Genomic DNA, 24,590 nt, shown 5'->3' with positions numbered 1-24,590 from the left:
TTGCGAAGGAATCGAAACATGCGGACGGCGGCAACGGATCCCAAAGCGAGCAACTCGAAACAAGCGGAATTCGAAAATCTTAAGCGGAAGATCCACGGCAAGCTCGTGGATAAGCTCGACCTGTCCAAGATTGGTGAGCTGGAAGGGGAAGTCCTGCGTCGCGAGATCCGCCTGGTGGTGGAACATCTGTGCGATACGGAAGAAACTCTCCTCAATCGAACCGAACGTGAACGTCTGATTGAAGAAGTTCTCGACGAAACGTTTGGCCTGGGCCCACTCGAGCTTCTGCTGAAGGACCATGGGATCAGCGATATTCTGATCAACGGTCCTCATCAGATCTATTGCGAAAAGGGTGGCAAGCTGGAACTGAGTAGCGTCAAGTTCCGCGACAACGAACACTTGCTGCAAATCATCGACCGTATCGTATCCAAGGTGGGCCGCCGTGTGGACGAAACCTGTCCGATGGTCGATGCCCGCCTGCCAGACGGCTCGCGTTTCAATGCCATCATTCCGCCGTTAGCTCTCGACGGTGCCGCAGTTTCCATTCGTCGTTTTGGCTCGAACCCGCTGAAACTGGAAGACCTGCTGAACTACAAAGCCTTCACGCCTGAAATGGTGATGCTGCTCGAAGGTGCGATCAAAGCCCGCTTGAACATCATCATCTCGGGCGGTACCGGTTCTGGTAAGACGACGCTGCTCAATACACTCTCGAGCTTCATCAGCGGTGCTGAACGTATCGTCACGATCGAAGACGCGGCGGAACTTCAACTGCAACAGGAACACGTTGTCCGCCTCGAAACCCGTCCACCGAACGTGGAAGGGAAGGGTGGCGTGACCGCGACCGACCTGGTGAAGAATGCCCTGCGTATGCGTCCGGAACGAATCATCATCGGTGAGTGTCGTGGTGCCGAAACGCTCGACATGCTTCAGGCCATGAACACCGGTCACGAAGGTTCGATGACCACGATCCACTCCAATACACCACGCGACGCTATCTCGCGTATTGAAACCCTGATTTCGATGTCGGGGTTTGACCTGCCTGTGAAGGCCATGCGTCAGCAGATTTCGAGTGCTGTCGACTTGATCATCCAGGCCAACCGTCTGCAAGGTGGTCCTCGCCGTGTCACGCACATCACCGAAGTGATCGGGATGGAGCAGGAAACGGTCGTGATGCAGGACGTCTATCGATACGAACAATCGGGTATCGACGAAACCGGACGCGCTCGTGGTCGATTCATTTCGACCGGTGTTCGTCCGAACTTCATGGAACGACTGGAATCGGCTGGTGTTCGTCTGCCAGCGAGTGCGTTCCGTGAACGTGTGATGCTTGATGACTAGAAACTAATCCACTTAGAGAAGCGATCATGTTGACGCTAGTAGTACTCATTACGGTATTCGTAGGTGTTGCCACCCTGGTAGGCGCCGTAGCGATTCTGTTTCGTGGAGACTCGAATCCCGATATCGAGAATCGTCTCGAAATCCTGACCGGCAAAAGCAAAAACGAGCCGGGCAAAGGAGAGCAGCAGGGAGGCATCCTCAGCCGCAATGTCGACGCAGATAGTGGTGCTCTGGAAGAGTACATCGCACGTTACATCAATCTGCGATTGTTGCTCGATCAGGCCGCCATGGATACGTCGGTCTCGAACTTCATCATGCTGACTGCCGGCCTGGCAGGCGGTGCCGCGGTGATCCCATTTTTGCTGGGAATGCCATTTTACGTTGGACCTGTCCTGGCGGTCATCTGTGCGGCGATTCCGTTTCTCTATGTCTGGTGGGTTCGCAACAAGCGACTCAATAAGTTTGGTCAGCAATTGCCGGACGCCCTGGAATTGATCGCACGTGCTTTGCGTGCGGGTCATAGTCTGGGTGCTGGTTTTCACCTGGTGAGCGAAGAAATGCTCGATCCGATCGGCGGCGAGTTCCGCAAGGTGTTCGAGTCGCAGAACCTGGGTGTGCCGCTGGAAGAAGCGATCCTCGATATGACCGATCGCGTCCCGAACCTCGACCTTAAGTTCTTCGGTACCGCCGTGATTCTGCAACGACAGACGGGTGGTGACCTCGCCGAAATTCTCGACAAGATTGGCCGACTGGTGCGTCAGCGCATGGAATTGTTCGGTCAGATTCAGGCCCTCACCGGGGAAGGCCGTATCTCGGGTATCGTGCTGTTGGGTATGCCTCCAGCATTGTTCGCCGTGATGTGGTACCTGAATGCCAACTACGTGATGACGCTGTTCACCGACCCTCTGGGCCAGAAGATGTTGGCCGGTGCGATTGTCATGCAGTTGATTGGGGCCTGGGTGATTCAAAAGATTATCGATATCAAGGTGTAACCGAGCCATGTTTGAATCTGGAACTAATGGCGTATTGATCATCGCCGTCGCCGTCTTTGGCTTGTTCGCAGCTGGAATCTATTTTCTGGCCGACATTTTCCTCAAAGACAAAAGCCGCGCTGAAGACCGCTTGGACGGGATCAAAGATCCTTACCAACGCAGCGGTCGTGGCGAGAAAGGTGGTAAAACCACCGCGCTGGGTAAGGTCCTGGAAAAGGCCTCGCCTGCGTTGGCCAAGCCACTGCAACCAACCAACGCCAAAGATGCCAACGCGCTGAAAGACAAGCTTTCGCACGCCGGCTTCCGTGGCGAGACCGCTCCAACGACGTTCCTCGGTCTGAAGTTTGCCGGTCTGATGCTCGGCTTGCTCTTGGGTGGTGGTACCTTCTTTGTGCTGGGCGACTTCTCGTTGTTCGGTATCTTGAAGGCAGCGATCGTGCTGGGCGGGTTCTTCTATCTGCCAGACATCGGGCTGTGGTACCTCGGCAAGAGCCGAAAAGAACAGATCTTCCGCGGTCTGCCAGACGCTCTCGACTTGATGGTCGTCTGTGTCGAAGCAGGTCTTGGTCTCGACCAGGCGATGCGTCGCGTGGCGGAAGAAATGAAGAAGACCTATCGCGTCATCGCTGAAGAGTTCGGCATGTGTAACTTCCAGTTGCAGATGGGCCGTGCTCGCGTTGACGTGCTGCACGAACTTGGTTCGCGTACCGGTGTCGAAGACCTGCGATCGCTCGCCGCGATTCTGATTCAGGCCGACAAGTTCGGTTCGAGTATCGCCCAGGCACTTCGCGTGCAGAGCGATGCCATGCGTACCCGTCGCCGTCAGATCGCCGAAGAAAAGGCCGCCAAGACCGCGGTGAAAATGATCTTCCCGCTGGTGTTCTTCATCTTCCCTGGCATCTTCGTGGTGCTGGTCGGACCGGCTGCTATCACGGTGGTCCGCGAGATGCTGCCAATGATGGCTGCCAACTCGTAAGATTGTGGAAAGTTTACCGGTTCTACGTGTCGTAACGGCCAGGTCCTCGTTACTGTTGACCTGGCCGAACGATGGCCGATGCAAGCTCTGAACGATACACCGCGCCACAGGTCAGCACCGGCGCACGGACTTGCGATAATCCCATGGAAGGCGGCCACGCATGAAGATCGGCACCCTCTTTACACAATCTATTCTGGCAACCCTGTTGTTCTGCTCGGTTAGCCAGGCAGGATGGAACGATTTTTGGGATCGAGTCCACCTCGACTACGCTCGCAACAAGTGCTGGCCATCTCCGTTCGTGGAAGCCGACCGTGCTTCGGTCAACAATTATTACTCGGCGATGACCGCTGCTGGCATCCGCTTGCAGAACACGCTGAGCGATCACTACTTTGACGCCAGCACCGGCGATTTGACGTCTTCCGGAAAGCTGAAGGTTCGCCAGATTGTCATGGGCCCGGAAGGCCGCCGTGCTGTCTACGTCATGCAGGGTTTGAGCCAGGAAGAAACGGAAGCCCGTATCAAGACGGTCCAGGCCAGCCTGACCAACATGTTTGGTACGCCGGATGTCACCGAGGTCTACGTCAGCCCGCAGCAGCCCGTCGGTCGTTCGGCTGAATACATCGACGAAATCTACCGTCGCGAACGCTCGTCGATCCCAGCTCCACGTCTGCCAGCATTCACCGATCAATAGTTCGGTTCCCTGCTGATAGCCAAGTTCGACCAGGCCCTGAAGGAGGGTTGCGCGAATGGTTCGCGCAAAACGCTTGAGTGGCCTGCGAAAAATGCCGATGCAATGATAGGAAATACTATTCATTGCGGGCTCCTCTTTTGCTAGCGGAGGGGCCGGCGGCCGAACCCAAACCAGTGCATGGAGGCAATGGCCCTGCGGGGCCCTGCAAGGGATCGATGCAAAACCTGACCCTAAAACGCGCATTCGTCCAATACAGCCGCGAACTGATCTGCACCGGCCTGGCCATCCAGGGCTTGCTTCTGGCACCAATCGTGCTGGATGCTGCCGATCGGCCAAAGCCCATCAACCAGATGAAGGCTGTCGCGGCGAGCAACTCGGAATCGAGTGAGCTCCGTCTGATTCAATTCACGGGCGAAAAAGAAGAAAGTGGTGGGATCAGCTCTGCTTTCAAGAAGGCAGGAGATTCGATCTCCGGTTTCTTCAGCTCTGAGCCACGGGAGCCAAGCGCAGACGACGATCCGATTCGTCTGTCCAACATGCCTTCGGAAATTGGTGCCGACGTCTATCTCAGCGGTGCCCGCATGATGGAAAACTCGGGCAACTTTGAAGGAGCTGAACGCCAGTACAAGCTTTGTCTGGAAAAGTTCCCCAGCAATCGCCTGGCACTGGTGAGCTATGCTCGCCTGCTGCATCGCAACCAGCGATTGAAGGACGCCCTGGTGATGTACCAGAAGGCCGAAAAAGAGCATCCGAAAGACGCCGTCGTTCAGAACGACCTTGGGCTGTGCCTGGCACGCATGGGGCAAAAGGACGACGCGATGGCTCACTTCCATAAAGCGACCACGCTCGCTCCGGAAGATCCTCGGTATCGCAACAACCTGGCAATGGTGCTGGTCGATGCGGGCCGAACCGATGAAGCGTTGTCGCAGTTGGTGTATGCCCATGGCAAATCGGCTGGGCACTACAACTTGGGTTATTTGTTGTTCCGCAAGGGAGATCAACAGGGAGCCGCTCAGCAGTTTCAAGCCGCCCTGCAGATCGACCCAAAGCTGAAGCAGGCCGAAGATATGCTGGCCCGGATTCAAAATGCTTCGCAGATGCCAGCCGCTGTCCCGGCTCGGGGGCCTCAGCAATCGCCGAACACGATGTTCATCAGCGATCAGCCGATGAATCGGACGTCGCCGGTTTCGACGCCTAACGAATCTTCGAAGATTCCACCGGCTCCGGAATTGGAACCACCTCGCTTGTTGCCACCAGTGAACTAGCGACTAGGGCTTGGCCTGGGCGGCCTCGGCTTGCTTCCATAAGCGTGCCAAGGTCCCCATGATGATCGGCCCAACATCAGGGCTGCAGCTGTTGATCTCGCCATATTGTGGCAGCCCCCGACCATAGGCGTACGGGGGATCTCGATCCCATTGCCGCTTCGGCAAGATATAGCCGATCTCGTCATTCGATAGGCCCAGCAGTATGTAGGGCTTTTCGTTTACCATGGCCGCGATGTGCGGCTCGATGGGGGCGTCGGGGAAGTCGGCGTGTTCTTCCGCCGGATTCGGTATTTGTCCGGTCACCAGTTCCGGGTAAAGCTCGCCCGGAATCGAAAGCAGATACAACTCGCCCAAGCGAATGACGGCGACTTCCGTGATTGCCGCGGCACGTTCGGGGCGATACTCGCGTGTGACTTGCTGTCCCCACGATTCAGGTCGACCAGTCCACTCGTAGCTGACGCGTCGAATCACGTTCAACGACCGTGCGAGCCGATAGAGCGGGTTGTCGATCGGGATCGCGATCTCTTGCCGCACGATGTCGAAGGGAGCCAGTTCAATCGGCTGGCTGCTTTCCAGCGCGGTGGCCAACGCATCGGCGATCATCTGGCCGTAGGTTTGCGCGTAAGCGAACGTACCGAGTTCTTCGGCGACGCCCTGGCGATTGAAGACGCCTTCTTCTGGCGGAGCGAGCAAGCCACCAATCGCACCACTGACGTAGACGGTCGGGCAATCGAAGTGCTCTTCCAGTCGCTGGATCGTATAGCCAGGAAAGTCGGCCGTGATCAACGTGTTCTTCGGGCCGAGCGATTCAGGATGGCTCGTTCCTTGAACCAGCAGGCCGACATACGAGTGATCGATGGTCGAGCGGAAGCGAAGCACCCGAAGCGTAGGATCGAGCACTTCTGGCAAGCGGTTGTCTTGAATCAGGTCGGGCCGATCGATCTTGGCGTACTCGGCGGTGACTGGTTGAAGTTGGGTGTTGAGCTGCTGGACAAGTCCGACCACGGTCGACTCGATCCGCGCGTTGTAGCGATCGTCGGAACCACGCTTGATGGGGGATTCGCCCCAGATGCCAATCGTGTCGGGGCCTTCGTGGTTGTGCGTGCTGCAGATGATTACATAGTCGATTTCCGGCAACTGCTCACGGATTTTCACCGTGGAGGGATACGACCATCCAACGACATCCAGGCTGACCAGGGCAATCTTCTGTTTGCCGTCCGACAACATCATGGCACGAGCGAAGAGCGGATCGTGGACCCCCGTGGCGGCGCGGCCGTGATAATAGCCAGCCATCCAGACGGCTGGACGTCCCTCGACGACTGGGGTGATGTCGGCATGGCCGATCGAAAACTGCAGATTAGCAGCCATCACCAGGCGGGCAGCGCTGGGAGCGAAGAGAGCCAGGGCTATGGCAAATACCGATGTAAGAAATCGCACTGTTTGATGACACCCCCTGGAGTGAGCAAATCGTTCCCTCTGTTTGCCATGCCCGACTTTTCATTCATGGTGGCACCCTGGTTGGAACAATTCAAGTCCCGACGGGTGTCCGGGGTCGCGTGTTGCGCGGAATGTGGCAACAATAATCGCTCGTAGACGACGTGCACCGCATCTGGTAATTTTGGCGATTATGGACAGCACTGGATCAGAACTGCCGACAAGTGCCTGGAAAACCGAAGAGGATCTTATCGATGCTCTTCGCCGCCAGGACGACGACGCGTACGAATACCTCGTTCGAGCGTACAGTGGTCGCATGCTTGTCGTCGCGAAACGATTCTTGGGGCAAGACCAAGATGCTCAGGACGCGGTTCAAGACGCGTTCCTGTCGGCTTTTAAAGCAATTGCCGATTTCGAGGGAAACTCGAAACTGTCGACCTGGTTACATCGGATTGTGGTGAATGCCTGTCTGATGAAACTGCGAACGCGAAAGCGGAAACCCGAAAAGCCGGTCGAGGACTTGTTACCTCACTTTGTCAACGACGGACACCGCGATCGGGTAGAGCCTGCCTGGGCGGTCACTTTTGATACGGCCGTGCAAAGTCGGGAAACCCGCGACCTGGTTCGTGAGCAAATTGAACAATTACCTGAAACTTATCGAACCGTTTTGCTGCTTCGCGACATCGAACAATTAAGTACCGATGAAACCGCGTCGCGATTGAATATGAGTGTCTCAGCCGTCAAGACGCGGCTGCACCGTGCCCGCCAAGCCCTTAAAACGCTGTTGGATCCGCACATGAATGACGGATACTAACGATGAAATTGACCTGCAAGGAACTCTACGAATTCATGGGCGATTACCTCGAAGGTAATTTGCCTGACGACGTGATGTGCGTGATGAAAACGCACCTCACGCGCTGTCCGTGTTGTGAGCACTACCTGGAAAACTACCGCACGGCGATCCGTCTGGGGGTGTCGTGCTGCAAAGAGTTTGCCGAGGACGAAGTCCCGGCGTCCGTGCCCGAGCCGTTGATTCAAGCCATTCTCGAGGCTCGTAAAAAGAAATAGCGGGGCACGTTTCCGTCACCCCGCCAGGTTGGTTTCTGTTGGTTGCCGATTGGCGTCTCTTGGACGAAGGTCCCGCAGGCAGAGTCTCTATTCTCTGCCCACTTTCCGCTCGGCTTTCCCGCTTGCTTAGTTGTTGTTGCTGCTGAACATCCAGCGAACCGCACCCACGATTCCGCCGATGATCGCACCGATGATGCTGAACAGCACGCCAGGACGAAAACGGAAGCTGCCACCACTGAAGGAAGAGGACGACGGAGCCGTTTTGGTGGTGTTGCCGAACCGATCTTGTTCGCCAGCAAAGTAAACACCGCAGCTGGGACAGTTGTCGCCAGCGCCAACGTTGTCTGGCAGCGTTGCGTTACAGTTGGTGCAGTACTTGTACTCGACCAGCTCTGGTCCGCGCATCATCTCTTGCATGCGCTGTTCTTGCCGAGCAACTTGCTCTTGGGCGGCGCGTTCACGTTCCTGCTGGCGACGAGTTGCCGCTTCCTGCTGCTGACGGGCTTGTTCTTGTTGTTGACGCTGAGCTTCTTCTGCCCGACGACGATTCTCTTCTTCGACCCGAGCGATCTCTTGCCGATTCTTCTCATGCATCTCTTGCTGCATCTTGGCGAAGTCGTCGCTCTTTGGCGGAGCGTAGATCGACGGAGGACCCTGGTTGCCCATCATGCCGGGAGGACTCATGCCGCCACCACTGGCAATTGGGTTCGATTCGCCGCCAGGACCGGAGGCGCCACCGCCATTGGTCTGCACCATCGTCGTGGCCAGCAGGTCGGACTCGCCACGGGCCTCCATCTCTTCTTTCAGGTACTTCTGGTCTTCTTCGCTCAGTTCATAGAACGTCACGTGGTGCGACTTGCGACCTTGCAGCAAGATAATCTTGCCTTCGTGGATACGAACGAACTTCGCGCGGATTTCCATCCCGGTCGAACTGGTCCAGGTACGGAACGAAGTCAGGTCGCTTCTACGACGTGTTCGTGACGACGACGAAGAAGAGGCATCGTCGTCCTTGTGGTTCTTGATGTACTCTTGATCGACGTCGGTGAAAACATCGACGGCGAGCGTATAAACCTTGCCATCGCAATCAATCTTCACGTGGCCATCATCGGTCACTTCGACAAGGGAGCCCGTCAGGGTTTGGCCTTTGTTGTTCGTCCAAGTGCGAACTTCAGCGGCGTTCAGAAATGATACGACCAATCCTACGAGCAGCAGGCTCGCTGCAAATCGGCTGGCGGACATGGATGAGCTCCCGTCTTGGGTGACGCTTCAACTCGCCGTCGCAAAGTCAGTGCGCGGCGCCACTGTATAGGATAAAACCAGAGAAAACACTACGCTTATCGGGCCACTTAGTGGTGTTGTTGCTGCAGGGGCTCGCGATATCAATACAGCGAACCTTGATCTATAGCCCGATAGGGGTGTCACGATCATAACGCCGGACACCCCCGAAGGTCAAATACAAAAGCCCTCCAGATTGCGTGTTTCTTCATTCCTCAAGCTTCCTCGACGATACATCTGGCGTAGGATGACATCGCCAGGTTTTCTGTTCGCCTGAGGATTCGATCGAGAGGACGCGACATGACAATTCAACCAACTTATTCCGCCTATCTTGCCAACAAGCCGTACCAAGCCAACACCGATCTTTCGGTCGAAGACAAATACCTGCAAAAGGAAGCCACCAAGGTCCCCTTGGCCGATGCCGCCGCGATGGACAAGGCGATTGAAGCCGCCTCGCAAGCTGCCGGGCCGATGGCTCAGCTTCCGTCCTACAAACGGCAGGAAGTGCTCCAGCACTGCGTCGCTCGATTTGAAGAGCGATCGGAGGAACTCGCCGAGGCATTGTGCGTGGAAGCTGGCAAGCCCATCCGCGATAGCCGCGGCGAAGTGACGCGCTTGATCGATACCTTTCGCGTCGCGGCGGAAGAAGCGACGCGGATGGTGGGCGAGGTCATGCCGCTCGATATCAGTTCCCGTGCCGCCGGCTACCGCGGCATGTGGAAGCGAGTGCCCATTGGACCATGTGCTTTTATCACGCCGTTCAATTTTCCACTGAACCTGGTGGCTCATAAGGTCGCCCCGGCGCTGGCGGTCGGTTGCCCTTTCGTGCTGAAGCCAGCCAGCAAAACGCCGATCGGAGCTTTGCTGGTCGGCGAAGTCTTGGCCGAGACCGATTTGCCGGAAGGGGCGTTCTCGATCCTGCCAGCCAATCGCGAAGCAGCTGACCTGTTGGTGACCGACGATCGGCTGAAAAAGCTTAGTTTTACCGGGTCGCAGGATGTTGGCTGGAAGTTGAAGGCTCGGGCCGGCAAGAAGAAAGTCACGCTGGAACTGGGGGGCAACGCGGCCTGTATCGTTGACGAAGATACGAACCTGGAAGATGCCGTGCAGCGAATCGTCTTCGGGGCGTTCTACCAATCGGGGCAAAGCTGTGTGAGCGTGCAGCGAATCCTGATTCACACCAAGGTCTACGACAAGATGGTCGAACTGCTTTGCCAGAAGGTGGCGACGCTCAAGACCGGCGATCCTCGCGACGAGGAAACGTTCGTGGGGCCGATCATCTCCCCGGCCGATGCCGAACGTATCGCCGAGTGGACCGAGTCGGCGATCTCGGCCGGTGCCAAATTGCTGGCTGGCGGTAAACGAGATGGCATCTTCGTCGAGCCGACCTTGTTGGCGGACGTGCCAAAGGACCAGCCTGTCTGTGCGAAAGAAGTCTTCGGTCCATTGGCCGTGATCAGCAAGTTCAACACCTTCGACGAAGCACTCGAGCAAGCCAACGATAGCGACTTCGGGCTCCAGGTCGGTATCTTCACCCGCGACATTCAGAAGATCATGAAGGCGTGGGACACGATGGATGTCGGCGGGGTGATCATCGGCGATGTCCCTTCGTGGCGCGTCGACCATATGCCTTACGGCGGCATGAAAGAAAGTGGCATCGGCCGCGAAGGAGTCCGGTTTGCGATGCACGAGATGTCAGAAATTCGGAATCTTGTGATTCGCAGCGTTCCGGAAGTCTCTTGATTCAGGGCATCGCATGGCTCTTTCTGGTGGTGTAGCCGGCGCTAAATGAAACCAAAATGGGCGCCAAGCCGAAAATCTTGCTGGGATTCGGCGCCCATTTGCTATTAGAATCGGGAGGTACTCGGTATGATGCCCAAGACGGGCGATATCCCGAGTAAGTCCCGCCGCTCAAGCAACTCCTTCCTTTCCGACGTTCGATCGGAACCGCGCACCTCCCACCACCAGGAGTCTCTAGGATGTCCCAGAGCCACGTATCTCGGCGACGATTTCTGCAGACGACATCTGCTCTATCGACTGCCGCCACGGCCTTAGGGCCCGTTCTGTTCGCTTCTGGAGCGGAAACGCCGGCGACCGAGAAGTTGAACATCGGCATCATTGGGGCCGGCAATCGCGGTGCCGCCAACACCGGCGGCGTCGCTGGCGAAAACATCTACGCTCTGTGCGATACGAACCCGCACGTCCTCGCGCAGGCAAAGTCGCGATTTCCAAACGCGACGACCTGCAGCGACTGGCGCGAGCTGATCGACGACAAAAGTATCGATGCCGTCGTGATCAGCACGGCCGACCATCATCACGCCCTGGCATCGTTGGCCGCGATGCGAGCCGGCAAGCACGTCTACTGCGAAAAGCCACTAGCGCACACCGTTCACGAAGCTCGCTTGATGCAGCAAGTCGCCGCCGAGAACTCCGGTAAGCTGGCGACGCAAATGGGAACGCAGATTCACGCGACCGAAAACTATCGCCGCGTCGTCGAACTAATTTCCGCCGGAGCGATTGGCCCCGTCAAGGAAGCCCACGTCTGGTGTAGCCGCACGATCAACCCGGTCGAGCCAGCCGTCCTGCCAGAGCAACCGATTCCGGAAGGCTTCAACTGGGATGTCTGGATTGGGCCTGCCGAGATGCGTCCTTACAGCGGAGGCTATTGGCAGGGAGGCAACTTGAACTGGAACCGTCGCTGGGAATTCGGCAACGGCGTTCTGGGAGACATGGGGAGCCACCTGATCGATTTGCCGTACTGGGCGTTGAATCTGGAGCATCCGTTGACGATTGAGTCCGAAGGTCCGGAAGCGGACGAGATCGCTTGCCCGGCCTGGCAAGTCGCGACGTGGGAACATGCACCGCGCGATGGCAATGCCGCCTGGCGGACCGATACGAAGGTGATTTGGTATCACGGCCCGGAAGGGATGCGTCGACGAAGCGAACGGCTTCAGCCGCTGGTTGGCAACGACACCGATCTCTCCAAGTGGGGAATCGGCGTGGCGTTCGTGGGGGAACAGGGCACCCTGGTCGCGGATTACGGCAAACTAATTCTTTCACCTGGTGACAAGTTCCAAGACTATCCGCAGCCGAAAGATCGCATCGCCCCCAGCCCTGGGCATTACGCCGAGTGGATCCAGGCAGTCAAGAGCGGCGGTAAGTCGCTCTGCAACTTCGAGTACTCCGGCGCACTCATCGAGCACAATCTGCTGGGCAATGTTGCTCATCGCGTCGGCAAGAAGCTGACATACGATGCAGCCAGCGGAAAGATCACCAACGTGCCCGAGGCGAACGCCTTGCTGACAAAGACCTATCGCGAAGGCTGGACCGTTTAGCCTTCGACGAAGAACACTCAATTCGAACTACGATAACTTCCTGTGAGGATCTCAATTGATGAAAGCAACTTGGATTGGTCTAACATCCGCTTTGGCGGTGATGGCCCTGGCATCGTTTTCTCTGGCGGAAGAGCCAGTGTCGAAGGCTCTGATCAATGGCGAAGGCCCTGGCTGGGTTCAACTCGGCCAAGATGACTTCACCAAAGTGAACAGCAACGACGACACGTGGACCTTCCACGATGACGGCTTGATCGAATGCACCGGCAACCCGGTCAGCGTGACCCGTAGCGTGAAGCAGTACACCAATTTCGAGCTCGTCTGCCAGTGGCGTCATTTGAAGAACGCCGGCAACAGCGGCATCTTTGTCTGGACGATCCCTTCGTCGCTCGAAAAGCTGACAGAGCCAGGCCTGCCGCAAGGGATCGAGGTGCAAGTGCTCGACCTCGGTTACAAAGCCGCTTACGAAGACGGTGGCAAACGCAAGGCGGATTGGTTTACCTGTCACGGCGACGTCTTCCCTGTCGGAGCCGCCAAGATGACGCCTTTCCCCCCAACCGCTCCGAACAAGCAGCGTAGCTTCCCCAGCAAAGAGCTGAGCAAGGGAACCGGCGAATGGAACCACTACTACGTTCGCGCGATCAATGGCGAAGTTCGCTTGTGGGTGAATGGTGAAGAGGTCTCCGGTGGTACCGGCTGCTCGCCAGCGACCGGTTACTTGTGCCTGGAATCGGAAGGCTCGCCGATTGAGTTCCGAGGCCTCAAGATTCGCGAACTGCCGTAAGCGATTCGCTGACACTTCGAAATGAAAAAGGCGTCCGCTCGATAACGAACGGACGCCTTTTCTTTGGAATCGATGGCCGCAGCCGACTAGACCGTCATGCGGCGTTGGATCGCTTTCGGGTCGATCGGAATGATCTTGGTGGTGGCCGAGTAATCGGCGACCAGCACGCTGCGGGCTTTCTTCTGCTTCTTCAGTTCGTACTGAATGACATACGCGCCAATCTGCGTTCCGTTGCCAGTGTAAACCGGTGGCCAGAATTCTTCTGGACGGCTCGACAATGTCTTGGCCAACAAGCGAGTACCACGACCAGAGTAACCGCCGAGCATCATCTCGAGGCGGCCCTGCGATTCGTGGTAGACATAGATCAAGTAAGCTGGTTCGTAAGTGGTTTCGTCCCACTTGGCACAGCCCCAGCTACCATCTTCTTTTTCGTAATAGAAGCCCGGCGTATCCGGCGAATAGCTCTTCGACAACTGATCGCCACCGCAGCAGGAACCTGGGAACGAAACGTTCTTTTCACGATGTCGCAGGTAAATCGGAATCGCACGCTGGCTCGGATCTTCGACTTCGTCCTGGCTGATGAACGGCTCGGTATTGAAAGCCGAAGCGAGGCTCAGTTCGATGACCGGATTGCTGCGAATACTACCCAGGCTGATGAAAGCCTTGTCGCCATCGACGGCCTGGAAGTGGGTGTAGACTTCGTGAGCGCGGCGCTGAACTTCTTCTTCTTCTGCCTGACCGGGTGCCCAGACCAGCGTCTGGAAAAGGTCTTCCGGCTGCGGGATTGGTGTGTCGCGTGAGATGTAACCGTCGCCACCCAGAGACATCATGTCGCGTGGCAAGTCGGTTTGACGATACTTGGCGGTGCCGCCCAGCGTCGAGATACCGGTCAGCAGTTGTCCTTGCAAGATCGTATCGGAAGCAACCACCCAGGCACCTTCCGCCCAGTTTTCGTCAGCTCGAATTCCGAGGCACATTTCAACACGCTTGCGACGTGCGAGCAGTTCCCAGAAGTTCTCTGGTTCGACGGCGAACAGTGCACCAGGCAATTGGTTGGCTTCGGCGTAGCCATGTTTGATCAGAAAGTCGCAGACCTGAGCCAAGGCTGATAGCGGAATGTACTTCGCTTCGTTTTTCAGCAGAGAAGAGACCTGGTGGCGATCCAAACCGGTGAAGTCGCAAATTGCTTTAATGGTGCCAGGACGCTTTTTAGGATCTGGCGAGTGATTCAGCAATTCTGCAAGGCGAAACGAGAATTTCATCGTGATTCTCCGAGCGTTTTTTTGCTCTACCTAATCTTGAACCTAACAGGGTGGAATCTTCCCCAGGACTCGTGCTTTTGAGGGCAGTCCCTTCGAGCTTCCCTGCGATGGCGAATATCGCACTGCTCTTAATGATGACTATCTTACCTTTGATGTCAACGTGACTTTCGGCACCCTTAGGCAAAAAACGGGTAAATCTGACCCCGCGATACGGACAGAATGCGTCGTAAGGCTTAATTGGCCGGGAAATCACCTGTCCGAGGTAAAGAGAAAAACGGCAGGTTCTTGCAATTGTGGTCAGATGCGGCGATTCTGGAGGCTTCGCTGATTGAGATATTCCCAGAAGATCGAGCCGGGGTTCTCTTTGGTGCAGGCCAGCACATGGTCGCAATTGTTGCGATTGGCCAGCGAAGCGAGCTGCTCGTTGAAGCGGCCCACCGCCTTCAGATAGGCGGCTCGGATGTCGGCCGGTTGGGTGATGCGCTCGGCATCGACCTCCAGACCGACGAACCGCGTCATGCCGTCCAGGTTGAAGTGCAGTTCGTGGTCGTGGATGAGCTGCACGAGTACCACGTCGTGCTTGTTGAAGCGAATCCGCTGAATCGCGTTCTCGAGTGACTGGAGGTCTCCGAAGAAGTCGCTGAAGATCATCACGATCTCGCGGCGAGCCATACGCTGGCTGAATTCTGAAAGGCAAGCGTTCAGATCGGTGGTGTCGTCGGCATCCATCTCGTCGAGATGCTGCGACATGCGAATGATCTGCGGAAGTGCGTTACTGGCTGGAATGTGGCCACGGATCTTGGTATCGAACGTGGTGAACGAAACCTTGTCCCCCTGACGCACGATGCTGTGGGCCAGGCTGACTGCCAGCCGCGAACCGAACAACATCTTCTGGCTCGCTTCGTCGCCGTAGCGCATCGACTTGCTGACATCGAGCATTAAATGGCAGACGAAGTTCGTCTCCATTTCATACTGCTTGATGAAGTACTTGTCGCGCGTGAAGAAGACACGCCAGTCGATGTGCTTGGGATCGTCGCCAGGGACATATTCGCGATGGCCGGAGAATTCGACCGCAAAGCCCGACGCCGGCGACTTGTGCGAGCCAGCCAAATTGCCACTCACCAGGCCTCGAGGTTCGAGTGGTCTCCCCGAGATCTGTCGCAGGAATTCGTAATCGAGATATCGCGAAAGGACGCCGCTATTCACTTGCACACCTTCTGTTCAATCGCCAAGGCTTAGGCAGCCGGACAAGCGTAGGTCTTTTCCGACGAGATTTCTTCCAGCAACATGTCGATCAACTTGTCGCTGGTATAGCCGTTGGCTTGAGCCGAATAGTTCGCCGCCAGACGATGACGCAGAGCGGGCTTCACCATCGCTTGCACGTCACCGATGCTCGCATGGTAACGACCATACAGAATGGCACGTGCTTTGGCACAAGTAACCAGCGTCAGCAGGCCACGCGGACCAGCACCCCAGGCCACCCATTGATTGACGAACGAAGGTGCTTCGGCGGTGCCAGGACGGGTCGCACGAATCAAAGCCCAGGCGTAGCCCAGCACTTGATCGCTAACCGGAACACGTTTCACCAGGTCTTGGAACTGCACGATCTGTTCGCCGGTCATGCAGGCCGCGATCTTCTCTTCCGCGCCAGAGGTCACGCGGCGAGCGATCTCCCATTCTTCGGCACCGGTCGGATAGTCGACGCGGATATGCAGCAGGAAGCGGTCAAGCTGTGCTTCCGGCATTGGGTAGGTACCCTCTTGCTCTAGCGGGTTTTGCGTTGCGAGCACAAAGAAGGGACTAGGCAGCTTCCGCACCGTCCCGCCGGCACTCACCTGGCGTTCCTGCATGGCTTCGAGCATGGCGGCCTGAGTCTTAGGAGGCGTACGATTGATTTCGTCTGCCAGGATCAGGTTCGCGAAGATCGGACCTTCCAGGAATTCGTAACGACGCTTCTTCGTTTCGAGATCTTCCTGAATGATCTCAGTGCCGGTGATATCACTTGGCATCAAGTCCGGCGTGAACTGAATTCGCTTGAAGCTCAAGTGCAGCGATTCTGCCAACGAACTGACCAGCAGCGTCTTCGCCAAACCTGGCACACCTTCCAATAGTGCATGTCCGCGAGCGAACATCGCGACCAGGGTTTGCTCGATCACTTCGGACTGGCCGACGATGACTTTGGCCAACTCGTCGCGCAGTTTGCCATAGGCATTTTCGCATTCCTGCACGGCGGCGACGTCACTTGGGGAAATCGGATCAGATGCCATTTCTCAGGTGCCTCAAAATCGAAGGTCTATCGGTATGTTCGTTGTGTTGAAGTTCGTTTAGTCGATGTTCTCGAAGTAGCGGCGAAGCCGTTCTTCATAGCCTGGCGGTGGCGATCGCCGGACGCTGGCCCGAATCGATTGCTGCACGCCTGGCGGAAGCTTCGTGAACCAAGGTTCTTTTTCAAAGGCTCGCGAAGCGGGGTTCGAGTCGCTGCTACCGCCAGCCCCTGGAGCTTCTTCCGGTTGGCTTTCGCTGCCTGCCATCGCTTCGGTCGAACTGGTCGGTGGCGAGTTCGATTGTTGGCTGTTGGTCGGTTGCCCCTGCATGGCATTCTGAGCCATGGCATCGGTCGGATTTTGCGACTGCGAAGATTGCGGTTCGTCCAGCATTGCCGAGGCTGGTGCTGCCATCCCCATCGGATCGATCGTCGCGACTTCGTTCGATTCGGAGCGACCATCGGCGAAAAGTTCTGGCATTTGGTCCCACAGCGATTCCAAAGCATCCGATCCGGCGAGGGCCTGGGCGGTTACCTGAGGGGTGGGAGAAACCATCGAGTTGCCCATGTCGGCGCTTGGCTGCGATGCGGCTGGCTGGTTGCCAGGCGACTGCTGCGAAGCCATTTGCGGTGAACCATTGGCGGGTTCGCCCTGGTTGCCACCCATCGGCGATCCTTCGCTAGGAGAACCTTCCGATGGGCTGCCTTCGGCTGGTTCGCCAGACGCTTCGCCAGCTTCCGCAGATGCCTCGCCAGGCATCGTTTCACCGGCGGACGTATCGGGAGCCGGTCCTGGCTGCAGCATCGGCGTTGGTAGTCGCGATGCCGTTTGAAGTGCCTCGCGAACGGGCTGATTGGCGATCTGACCCTGCTGGGCCGCGTTCGCCGCCAACTGGGTAGCCTTACGCTGCGACTGGGCGAACTGCATCATCGATTGAGCAAGCTGCGACGCGATTGGATTCTCGGCGGCGGGTTCCCCGTCGGCTCCTTCGCCTTCGCTGCCTTCCATCGGGCCTTCGTTTCCTTCACCCGATTCCATAGGCTGGGCTCCCTCATCCCCTTCGGGCGAGCCCTCGACAGCTTCGTCTCCTTCACCCATCGGTGAGTCGTTGCCTTCGCCGCCGTTGCTCTCCATCAATTGCTGCGAGAGCTCTTGGATCTTTTCGCTCGATCCAGAGACGTTTTCGAGTAAGTCCGCGATCGCTTCCGCTGCCTTCTTGTCGGCGGCGATCGGCTGCCGGCGACCTGCCAGCTCGGCTCGGGCTTGTTGTACCTGATTCTGCATCTGCTCGGCCGACATCCCTTCCGGGGTGTTCGACGTATTGGAAGCGTTCATCGGCTGAGCTTCCATCGCTCCGCTCCCTTCTTCCATCGGGGCAGCCCCTTCGGCCGATTCTCCGGAAGAGGAGCCTTCCGCGTCGCTACCTTCTGCCGAATCACCCTCCGCGGCGTTTCCCTCTGACTGCCCACTTTGCGGGTCAGAGCCTTCTGCCGGACCGGCTTCGGAACCTTCCGGCATGCCTGCTTCGGCCGACGAAGGGTTGCCAGCGTTGTCGTTGGCCATTTCGCCGTTGGCTGCGTCGGCTGGATTGTTGGCGTCGTCCGCGCCCCCCATGGGATTGTTGGCGGCGTTATCTTCTGGTTGTTGACGCAGGCGAGCGGCCGCCTCGGGCGAGATCATCCCTGCTTCGTTCGCCAGCGATTCCATCTGAGCTTGGGCCGCCGCCATGTCTTGTTGCGATGGCATCGAGCCGAGTGCTTCATCGACCGAATCGATCTGGTCGAGCTGATCACCGGCCGTTTGTGCCAGCTGCTGAGCTGCTTCTTTCGCTGCCTGACGCAGCGCATTGGCGGCCTGGTTCAACTGCTGCTGGGCTTCACGCGAATCGGCTTGAAGCTGCTGGGCCTGCTTGCCGGTCGCTTCGGCCGACTGCTGCGGCTTGGCCATCTGCTGGGCAGCCTTGCTGGCCTCGGCTACTTGCTGCTGGGCCTCAGCAATGGCTTCGGCGGCCTGGGGAGCGGTGTTCTTCGTCCCTTCCGCCACACGGTTTGCCACGGCAGCGATGTCGCTTTGCGTTTGGGCCAATACTTCCATGTCCTGATTCTGGCTTTGCTGCGGATCGTTGGCGATCTTGGCGGCGTCGCGTGAGATCTCTTGTTGGGCGGCGGCGGCGCGGTCGAGCGCTTCGGCAGCTCGGGCCAACTCGCCGATCTTAGTTGCCAGTTGCTGACGTTTAGCGTCGGCCAATTCAGAAGAAACGTTCTCAAGTGCTTGCCGCGTGGCATCGGTTGCTTGCTCGAGTGCTGCTTCGGTCGACGCTTGATTGTCGGAGTTGGCTTGCTCGGCAGCGGCGGCGGCTTCGTTCGCTTGGGCCTTGGCTTCGGCGATCATTGGCTTGACCGCCTCGGGAAGATTCTCGGCCTGGGCGGCGGAGTCGAGCTGCTGGCCTGCTTCCCGTTCCATCTGAGCGACCGCTTCGGCGTTCTGCGGTGCCTTCTCGAATTGCTCTTCCGCCTTGGTCTGCGTTTCCAATGCTTGTTGCAGATCTTGCTGCGCGTTCTCCAGAGCGGCGATTTGCTGTTCGCGTTGGTCGGCACTGGCAACATTCGGTGGAACGGCTTGTTCCAGCAGTTGTTCTTTCAGCGTGTCGAGTTTCGCGAGAACATCTTCCTGTTTCTCGATCGCCTCTTCCTGGTCGGCTTCAAACAGTTCGGCGACCGCGTCGGCAGCGGCCTGGCTCGCTTCTTCCAGGGCTTCCGCGTTCTCTGGTTGCCGTGTCATCGACTTGGCCAGCTCTTCCAGCTTCTTTTGAATCGATTCCTGCTGCTGCGAAAGTTGGTCCGCTTTCTCAGGCGTCAGTTCCGATTTGCTGGTTTCTTCTTTGAGCTCTTGCTGTTGATCCTTGAGCTTCTCGATTTCGTTCATCGCCGATTCGAGGCTGTTGTCGGCGAGACCTTGAGCTTTCTGCAGGTCTTCAAGAATCTTGTAGAGTGCCGCGACGAAGGCGTCTTGATGGACACTAGCCCCAGAGAATCGGCCTTCGCGGATACTGGCCAACGCTTGCTGCACTTCTTCGGACGCATGATTGTCTTTCAGAACCTGCTGACCGGTGATCGCCGAGGTTGCCAGCGATCCACCCCAGCTTCGCATGTCGAGCAGGGCTTCTTCCAAGTGATGGAACATCATCACGGCATCGGTCTGACGGGAAAGATTTGCCAGGGCAGCTTCATCACGCGATTGCATCGGCAGTTGCGGTAACTCGCGGGTCTGCGTCGAGACCTTTTCCTGAACGGTAATCAGTTCACGAACCTGAGCGTGGAGACGGGCCAGCCGCATGCGGCGATACAGTCGCTGACGTTCAGCCATCAAGGTCAGCAAGACCTTGCGGACTTCGTCCTGGGCTTGGGTAATGGCGTTGATTCGTTGTTGGCCGTCGACTTCCTGGGCTTCGACCAGCTTCTGCACGACCCCTTGCATCTCGTTGCCGATCAACTCGTCGAGGTTCTCTCGCATCTGCAAGATGTCGTTGTAGATCGGAACTTCCACCAGGCCATTCTGACGAAGCTGGGCGGCCTGAAGGTCGAGCACCTGCGAGACCAGCCGGCGGGTGAGGGCCTGGGCTTGCTGCTGCGTATATTGCTTCCGGCGAAGAGCCGCCGAATCGATCTCTTGAGCATCGCTGACCAGCGGCGTGAAGGCCGGCATGGTAACGGCAGGGGCGAGAAAGATCAGACTCAGGAAAATCGAGCGCATCATCGGCTTTCTCCCAATCCCAATTGTTGTTGGATCAACTCGCTTAGCATTTGTTCCGACTGTTTGTCCGCTTCGGCAATCGCCGCGAGGACCGTACTTTCGTCGCCGATCTCTAAATGGACCGGATCGCTCATGCCAATCATTTCGCCAGCACCACCTCGGAAGTCGGTGACCTGTAAGGTGACTTGAACCAGATCGCCCACTTCCAGGGCCGCCTGGGAAAAGGCGAGAGCGTATTCACCTTCGACCGAAGTCTGGGCTGGCTCGGCGTCGGCAAAGCTCTTCATCGGGACTTCGACGACGCGACTTGCCGAACCAGGGCGACGAATGTCGAGCCGCAGCACGAGGTCGGCCAGACCGAAGTCATCCGTGGCGCGGTACCGCAGCACGGGCGAAGCGGTCGGCAAAACGATGTGGTGAATCGTTTGCAGTGAAGCATTCGGGACCCGATCAGGAACGACGCGAATCGTCCCGCGGATGGGCGAGGCTGACTGAAGACCATGCTGGTCGATCGCGGTCAGTTCGTAGGCAATTGTCTCTTGCACGTTGTTCAACGGACCGCTGCTGGTATCGAGCTGCCAGGTATTGTTCTGTTTCGTATCGGCCGACAGCGAATAGGTCGCCTCTTCCGCCCCATGCCGCAAAATGAGCGAGGGTGGATTAAGCTCGCGATCGGCAATCGCCTTCAGCGAAACATTGCTGCCAGCAAGCACTGCCATGTGCGTCGACGAATTGCCGGCCGATAGCTGAATGCCTTTCGCGTAGTCAGGCGGCGTCGCGGCCAGTTCGACCTTCAAGGCAGGCAGGGGAATGATCTCGATCGAAAGCTCTGGCGTTTGCGTGTCACCGGCGAAGACCTGGTACTGAATCGGCTGAATCAGGCGATCGAGGGCATAGGTAAACTGACTATCGGCGTCGGCATCTTGCGGAAGCTGCGCTTCGGTCTGTTCCCCTTTTTCGTCACGCAAAGCGACACGGCAGTTCTTCGGGACGACGCCATCGCAGGCAATTTGAAGCTCCAGAGCACTTCCGTAACCAACGGTCACCGGCTGCGAAGGATTGCTGAGGTCGACCGGCTGGCCGTTGATCTGAATGCTGGTGATCTGCGTCTTGGTTGGATAGTTGACGTGATAAAACGCCAGCCGCTGGAAGAACGCCGAAACATGCCGTGGGGCGAGAAAACAGAACCCAATCGCCAGCACGACAATCAGGCCGACCCCCAGGAAACGATTCCGGGTAGGTTTGGAATCGAACCCTTCGAAGATGTTGATCTCATTTTTCAGCTCGGCCACGTAGTCGACGACAGCGGAGCGAAGTTCGGCAGAACCGACGGCCTGACCTTGCTCGAACTGAATGGCCGCGACCAGATCGCCATCGATTCCATGGCGATGCTCGACCGAGATGGCCGTATCGATCAGCGACGCGCCCCAGCCTTTCATGGCCGAGAACGCTTGCGAGATGCCATACACCAAAACAGGCATGCTGGCGGCCATGACCAGTCCGCGATGAAGCGGGCTGAGATTCAGGCTGTAGTCCAGCACGAACCAAACCACCAGCGTGCCTGCCAACCAGAAAAACGAACTGGTCAGCGCCGTTGCCAGGCGAACGCCATCACGGGCATTTCGCAACTGCGTGAGCTGCGATTTCAGACTACTAAGCTTGGAAGTGCTCATGCCAGGTTCGCTCGCTTTCGGGCGATCCATTCCGCCATCAATAGGGTCACGACCAGGATGAACCAAAGGGGAGTTCCCCAAATCGGGAAGCTGCGTGAAATCTCTTCGACGACCGGTTCCAGTTTCAAATCGTCGACCAGTTGGTCGGCGGTGGGCAGTTCGTACGACTTGCCGCCGGTCGAAGTGGCCATCGTCGATTGCAGGGCCAGATTCCGAGCCGGGTTCCGCTGCTCGGCCGAGGCCCCCACCACGTCAAAGCGAACTTCACTCGGCGAGCCTGTGATTGGATCGTTCACGCGAGCCGTGTAGCGCCCCGCCTCGAAGACGGGGACTCGGACTTCAAAGCGACCGGGGCGGGTTTCGCTCAGCTTCACCATCTGCGGCTGCGACCCTGGCGTATCACCAAGGAAGACTTGAGCCTGAAGACCATCGGCCGGCAAATCGTCGAGCGTGAGCGGATCGAAGTTTTCGTCATAGGCTTCGACCGAGAGCAGTGCCCGATCGTCGACCTGGTATTCTGGCTGGTCCATCGCCAAGACAAAACGCTTCTGGCTTCCCAGGGCATGGCTCAAGGCGAGACGAGAAATGATCTGCGACCAGAACTGGCGATAGTAGCGTTCGCCATGGATGCGTCGCAGTCGCCACATTTCGTTGAACCCGATGTAAATCACTTCGCCATTGCCGTAGCGGCGTGTGGCAATCAGTGGCTGAGGCGTTTTGCCGTCGGCACACAGATCGGTCGGATGCTGAGCGAGGACATTGGCTTGCGAATGCACCCCGAGCACCGGTTGGTACCACGGCAGCTTGCCAAGGCTTTGCCATGGCTGAAGGGGATCGCCACCGAGGCCATCGCCAAGTTGCATAAGGTCGGCTTGCTTGCCGAGGGGCGTGATCTGCATCTCGAACGGCTGGGCCGAGCGAATCGACTGCGAACGATCGAGTTTGACCGGCAACATGTCGGCGATCTCGGTATCGATCAGCTCGGAAGGACCGTTGTTCGGACCGGATACTACGACCAGACCGCCGCCGAATTGGCCGACGAATTGTTTGAGCATTCGCGAGAAGCGTTCGTTGAGGGCTTCCGACGGAATGTCTCCCAGGAAGATCACATCGTTGGCGAAGAACTCGCTCCGTGGAGGTGTGAGCGTCGGCAGAAACATCTCGTTCGCCTGGCGGACTTTGGGGTCGGCCGATCGCAGAAACGTGCGGAAGCCTTCCATCCCCACTAACCGGTCGCGGTGAAACACTTCTTTGACGAATCGCCATTCCCAGGTCGGTTCGTTTTCGATGAAAGTCAAACGAATGTAGTCGTCGACGATATTCACAGCCCGGGAAGACTGGTTGTTCTCTTCGCTGACTTCTCCTGGCAGCACTTCCACCGAAGCCGATATCAGGAATCTCCCTGACTGCTGTGGGATGAAGGGGAACTCGAGATACTGAATCGACGAGTCAAACGTGACCGTTTGCGTGCCAACGACGATGTCTTGAAGCTGCGAACCTTCGACGACCGCGTCGCCTTGCATCGGGTGCGCGGTGACGGTGACCTGGGCCGACTCGCCTTGCACGCCCGATTGGCTGACGCGGACGGTGATGGTAGAGCGTTCCGCCTTCTTCATTTTCAAAGGAGGCTGGATCTCGACTTGCAGGTCACGCGTCGAGACCGCACCGATTCCGATGCTGTAAAGAGGAACGCCGAGTCGCTGCAAGGGGGTTGGTTCGTTCGGGCCACTGGAACCGAGTGGTGCCATGCCCGAGTTGTGGGCGAAGTCGCTGAACATCACCACGCCGCCCAGTCGTCGCGACGATTGATTTCCGAGATCGGTAACCAGCTCGCCCAAGGCCGTGACCTTACCGTTGGTGGTCAGTTCCGAGGCGATCACTTCCGGCGTGACCGTTTCTTTTTCGGTGCCACCCCCAAGCCGACGAGCAATGCTGGTTGATTCGCCGTCGAAGACGAAATACTCCAGCTGGACGTCGTGCTTCGCTTGCAGCTTTTCGACCAGGTTATCTTGCTCGCGTTCGAGATACGCCTTCACCCATTGCTGCCGAGTCAGGGCAGGGGGAGCGGCTTCGCTGCCGGTGCCGTCATTGCCGACCGCTTCGCTGAGTTCGGCCAATTGGTCAGGCGTGAAGTTATCGCGAATGCTCATGCTTTCGGTGCCGTCGATCACCATGTACAGGACCGGTTGCAGCAACCGATTGGCTGTGAGGCGAACCGTTGGATCGGCCAGCGTAACGATGAGCATCGTCAGGATGATGGCTCGCGTGGCGGCCAATGCGGCGGCGGGTAGGGTGCTAAGACCTGATTGAATGCGGGTGTAGTACCAGATCGCAAAGCCGACCGCGGCCGCACAGCCGACGATCAGCCAGGTGGGATCAGCCGCCCAAGGGGCAGCTAACGAGAAGCTGACGCCGTCGACCGATTCGACGTCGCTGATCCCGAGAAGCCAACCTAAAAGTTGCGAAATCATGATAGTCCTATC

General features: G+C 57.6%; 18 protein-coding genes. 10 read left to right on the top strand and 8 right to left on the bottom strand.

What is annotated here, in order from left to right:
- The first annotated feature begins 18 nt into the window (after positions 1 to 18).
- The 5 genes from AB1L30_RS23890 to AB1L30_RS23870 all read left to right on the top strand — a co-directional run bounded on the left by AB1L30_RS23890 (position 19) and on the right by AB1L30_RS23870 (position 5,262).
- A complete protein-coding gene (locus AB1L30_RS23890; protein ID WP_345093286.1) occupies positions 19 to 1,338 on the top strand; it encodes a CpaF family protein in 1,320 nt (439 codons plus the stop codon).
- A 26-nt stretch (positions 1,339 to 1,364) separates the two neighbouring features.
- A complete protein-coding gene (locus tag AB1L30_RS23885) occupies positions 1,365 to 2,330 on the top strand; it encodes a type II secretion system F family protein (RefSeq protein ID WP_345093283.1) in 966 nt (321 codons plus the stop codon).
- Between the two features lie 7 nt (positions 2,331 to 2,337).
- A complete protein-coding gene (locus tag AB1L30_RS23880; protein WP_367016710.1) occupies positions 2,338 to 3,306 on the top strand; it encodes a type II secretion system F family protein in 969 nt (322 codons plus the stop codon).
- A gap of 160 nt (positions 3,307 to 3,466) precedes the next feature.
- Positions 3,467 to 3,997, top strand: a complete 531-nt coding sequence (locus tag AB1L30_RS23875; protein ID WP_367016708.1) for a hypothetical protein — start codon at positions 3,467 to 3,469, stop codon at positions 3,995 to 3,997.
- A 215-nt stretch (positions 3,998 to 4,212) separates the two neighbouring features.
- Complete coding sequence (locus AB1L30_RS23870; protein WP_367016706.1) at positions 4,213 to 5,262, top strand: tetratricopeptide repeat protein; 1,050 nt, start codon at positions 4,213 to 4,215, stop codon at positions 5,260 to 5,262.
- A 3-nt stretch (positions 5,263 to 5,265) separates the two neighbouring features.
- On the opposite strand, the gene AB1L30_RS23865 is transcribed toward AB1L30_RS23870, so the two are convergent.
- Complete coding sequence (locus tag AB1L30_RS23865; protein ID WP_367016704.1) at positions 5,266 to 6,699, bottom strand: hypothetical protein; 1,434 nt, start codon at positions 6,697 to 6,699, stop codon at positions 5,266 to 5,268.
- Between the two features lie 190 nt (positions 6,700 to 6,889).
- On the opposite strand from AB1L30_RS23865, the gene AB1L30_RS23860 reads away from it, so the two are divergent.
- Positions 6,890 to 7,510: a sigma-70 family RNA polymerase sigma factor gene (locus tag AB1L30_RS23860; protein WP_367016702.1), complete on the top strand. Its 621-nt coding sequence runs from the start codon at positions 6,890 to 6,892 to the stop codon at positions 7,508 to 7,510.
- A 2-nt stretch (positions 7,511 to 7,512) separates the two neighbouring features.
- On the top strand, positions 7,513 to 7,764 hold the full coding sequence (locus AB1L30_RS23855) for a hypothetical protein (RefSeq protein WP_367016700.1): 252 nt from the start codon (positions 7,513 to 7,515) through the stop codon (positions 7,762 to 7,764).
- Positions 7,765 to 7,890: 126 nt separating this feature from the next.
- Here AB1L30_RS23855 and AB1L30_RS23850 read toward each other — a convergent pair whose 3' ends face one another.
- A complete protein-coding gene (locus tag AB1L30_RS23850) occupies positions 7,891 to 9,003 on the bottom strand; it encodes a hypothetical protein (RefSeq protein WP_367016698.1) in 1,113 nt (370 codons plus the stop codon).
- Positions 9,004 to 9,339: 336 nt separating this feature from the next.
- Between AB1L30_RS23850 and AB1L30_RS23845 the strand changes: the two genes are divergently transcribed.
- From AB1L30_RS23845 to AB1L30_RS23835, 3 genes are all read left to right on the top strand, one after another.
- Positions 9,340 to 10,782 (top strand): aldehyde dehydrogenase family protein, encoded by a 1,443-nt coding sequence (locus AB1L30_RS23845; RefSeq protein ID WP_367016696.1) that lies wholly within the window; start codon positions 9,340 to 9,342, stop codon positions 10,780 to 10,782.
- A 236-nt stretch (positions 10,783 to 11,018) separates the two neighbouring features.
- Positions 11,019 to 12,374, top strand: a complete 1,356-nt coding sequence (locus tag AB1L30_RS23840) for a Gfo/Idh/MocA family oxidoreductase (RefSeq protein ID WP_367016694.1) — start codon at positions 11,019 to 11,021, stop codon at positions 12,372 to 12,374.
- A 58-nt stretch (positions 12,375 to 12,432) separates the two neighbouring features.
- Complete coding sequence (locus AB1L30_RS23835; RefSeq protein ID WP_367016692.1) at positions 12,433 to 13,155, top strand: DUF1080 domain-containing protein; 723 nt, start codon at positions 12,433 to 12,435, stop codon at positions 13,153 to 13,155.
- An 86-nt stretch (positions 13,156 to 13,241) separates the two neighbouring features.
- On the opposite strand, the gene AB1L30_RS23830 is transcribed toward AB1L30_RS23835, so the two are convergent.
- The 6 genes from AB1L30_RS23830 to AB1L30_RS23805 form a co-directional block, all read right to left on the bottom strand.
- The gene (locus AB1L30_RS23830) at positions 13,242 to 14,417 is read right to left on the bottom strand and encodes a helix-turn-helix transcriptional regulator (protein WP_367016690.1); all 1,176 of its coding nucleotides are present in this window, start codon (positions 14,415 to 14,417) and stop codon (positions 13,242 to 13,244) included.
- 297 nt (positions 14,418 to 14,714) lie between these two features.
- On the bottom strand, positions 14,715 to 15,623 hold the full coding sequence (locus tag AB1L30_RS23825; protein WP_367016688.1) for a DUF58 domain-containing protein: 909 nt from the start codon (positions 15,621 to 15,623) through the stop codon (positions 14,715 to 14,717).
- A gap of 29 nt (positions 15,624 to 15,652) precedes the next feature.
- Complete coding sequence (locus tag AB1L30_RS23820; protein ID WP_367016686.1) at positions 15,653 to 16,684, bottom strand: MoxR family ATPase; 1,032 nt, start codon at positions 16,682 to 16,684, stop codon at positions 15,653 to 15,655.
- A gap of 57 nt (positions 16,685 to 16,741) precedes the next feature.
- Positions 16,742 to 20,437 (bottom strand): hypothetical protein, encoded by a 3,696-nt coding sequence (locus AB1L30_RS23815; RefSeq protein ID WP_367016684.1) that lies wholly within the window; start codon positions 20,435 to 20,437, stop codon positions 16,742 to 16,744.
- Positions 20,434 to 22,107 carry a hypothetical protein gene (locus AB1L30_RS23810; protein WP_367016682.1) on the bottom strand — a complete coding sequence of 558 codons (1,674 nt, stop codon included), beginning with the start codon at positions 22,105 to 22,107 and terminating at the stop codon, positions 20,434 to 20,436. The genes AB1L30_RS23815 and AB1L30_RS23810 overlap by 4 nt, the downstream gene beginning before the upstream one ends.
- Positions 22,104 to 24,578, bottom strand: coding sequence for a hypothetical protein (locus AB1L30_RS23805; protein ID WP_367016680.1), 2,475 nt, complete (start codon positions 24,576 to 24,578; stop codon positions 22,104 to 22,106). Before AB1L30_RS23805 ends, AB1L30_RS23810 begins: the two co-directional genes overlap by 4 nt.
- Positions 24,579 to 24,590 lie beyond the last annotated feature (12 nt).

Source organism: Bremerella sp. JC817 (assembly GCF_040718835.1).
Taxonomy (GTDB): domain Bacteria; phylum Planctomycetota; class Planctomycetia; order Pirellulales; family Pirellulaceae; genus Bremerella.
Note: the sequence above shows the minus strand (reverse complement) of the source record. Positions and strands in the feature narration are given on the sequence as shown.

Bases quoted from the DNA above. Each gene is read 5' to 3' on its own strand.
- AB1L30_RS23890 (WP_345093286.1), top strand. From the start codon at position 19: ATGCGGACGGCGGCAACGGATCCCAAAGCGAGCAACTCGAAACAAGCG.
- AB1L30_RS23885 (WP_345093283.1), top strand. From the start codon at position 1,365: ATGTTGACGCTAGTAGTACTCATTACGGTATTCGTAGGTGTTGCCACC.
- AB1L30_RS23880 (WP_367016710.1), top strand. From the start codon at position 2,338: ATGTTTGAATCTGGAACTAATGGCGTATTGATCATCGCCGTCGCCGTC.
- AB1L30_RS23875 (WP_367016708.1), top strand. From the start codon at position 3,467: ATGAAGATCGGCACCCTCTTTACACAATCTATTCTGGCAACCCTGTTG.
- AB1L30_RS23870 (WP_367016706.1), top strand. From the start codon at position 4,213: ATGCAAAACCTGACCCTAAAACGCGCATTCGTCCAATACAGCCGCGAA.
- AB1L30_RS23860 (WP_367016702.1), top strand. From the start codon at position 6,890: ATGGACAGCACTGGATCAGAACTGCCGACAAGTGCCTGGAAAACCGAA.
- AB1L30_RS23855 (WP_367016700.1), top strand. From the start codon at position 7,513: ATGAAATTGACCTGCAAGGAACTCTACGAATTCATGGGCGATTACCTC.
- AB1L30_RS23850 (WP_367016698.1), bottom strand. From the start codon at position 9,003: ATGTCCGCCAGCCGATTTGCAGCGAGCCTGCTGCTCGTAGGATTGGTC.
- AB1L30_RS23845 (WP_367016696.1), top strand. From the start codon at position 9,340: ATGACAATTCAACCAACTTATTCCGCCTATCTTGCCAACAAGCCGTAC.
- AB1L30_RS23840 (WP_367016694.1), top strand. From the start codon at position 11,019: ATGTCCCAGAGCCACGTATCTCGGCGACGATTTCTGCAGACGACATCT.
- AB1L30_RS23835 (WP_367016692.1), top strand. From the start codon at position 12,433: ATGAAAGCAACTTGGATTGGTCTAACATCCGCTTTGGCGGTGATGGCC.
- AB1L30_RS23830 (WP_367016690.1), bottom strand. From the start codon at position 14,417: ATGAAATTCTCGTTTCGCCTTGCAGAATTGCTGAATCACTCGCCAGAT.
- AB1L30_RS23820 (WP_367016686.1), bottom strand. From the start codon at position 16,684: ATGGCATCTGATCCGATTTCCCCAAGTGACGTCGCCGCCGTGCAGGAA.
- AB1L30_RS23815 (WP_367016684.1), bottom strand. From the start codon at position 20,437: ATGATGCGCTCGATTTTCCTGAGTCTGATCTTTCTCGCCCCTGCCGTT.
- AB1L30_RS23810 (WP_367016682.1), bottom strand. From the start codon at position 22,107: ATGAGCACTTCCAAGCTTAGTAGTCTGAAATCGCAGCTCACGCAGTTG.
- AB1L30_RS23805 (WP_367016680.1), bottom strand. From the start codon at position 24,578: ATGATTTCGCAACTTTTAGGTTGGCTTCTCGGGATCAGCGACGTCGAA.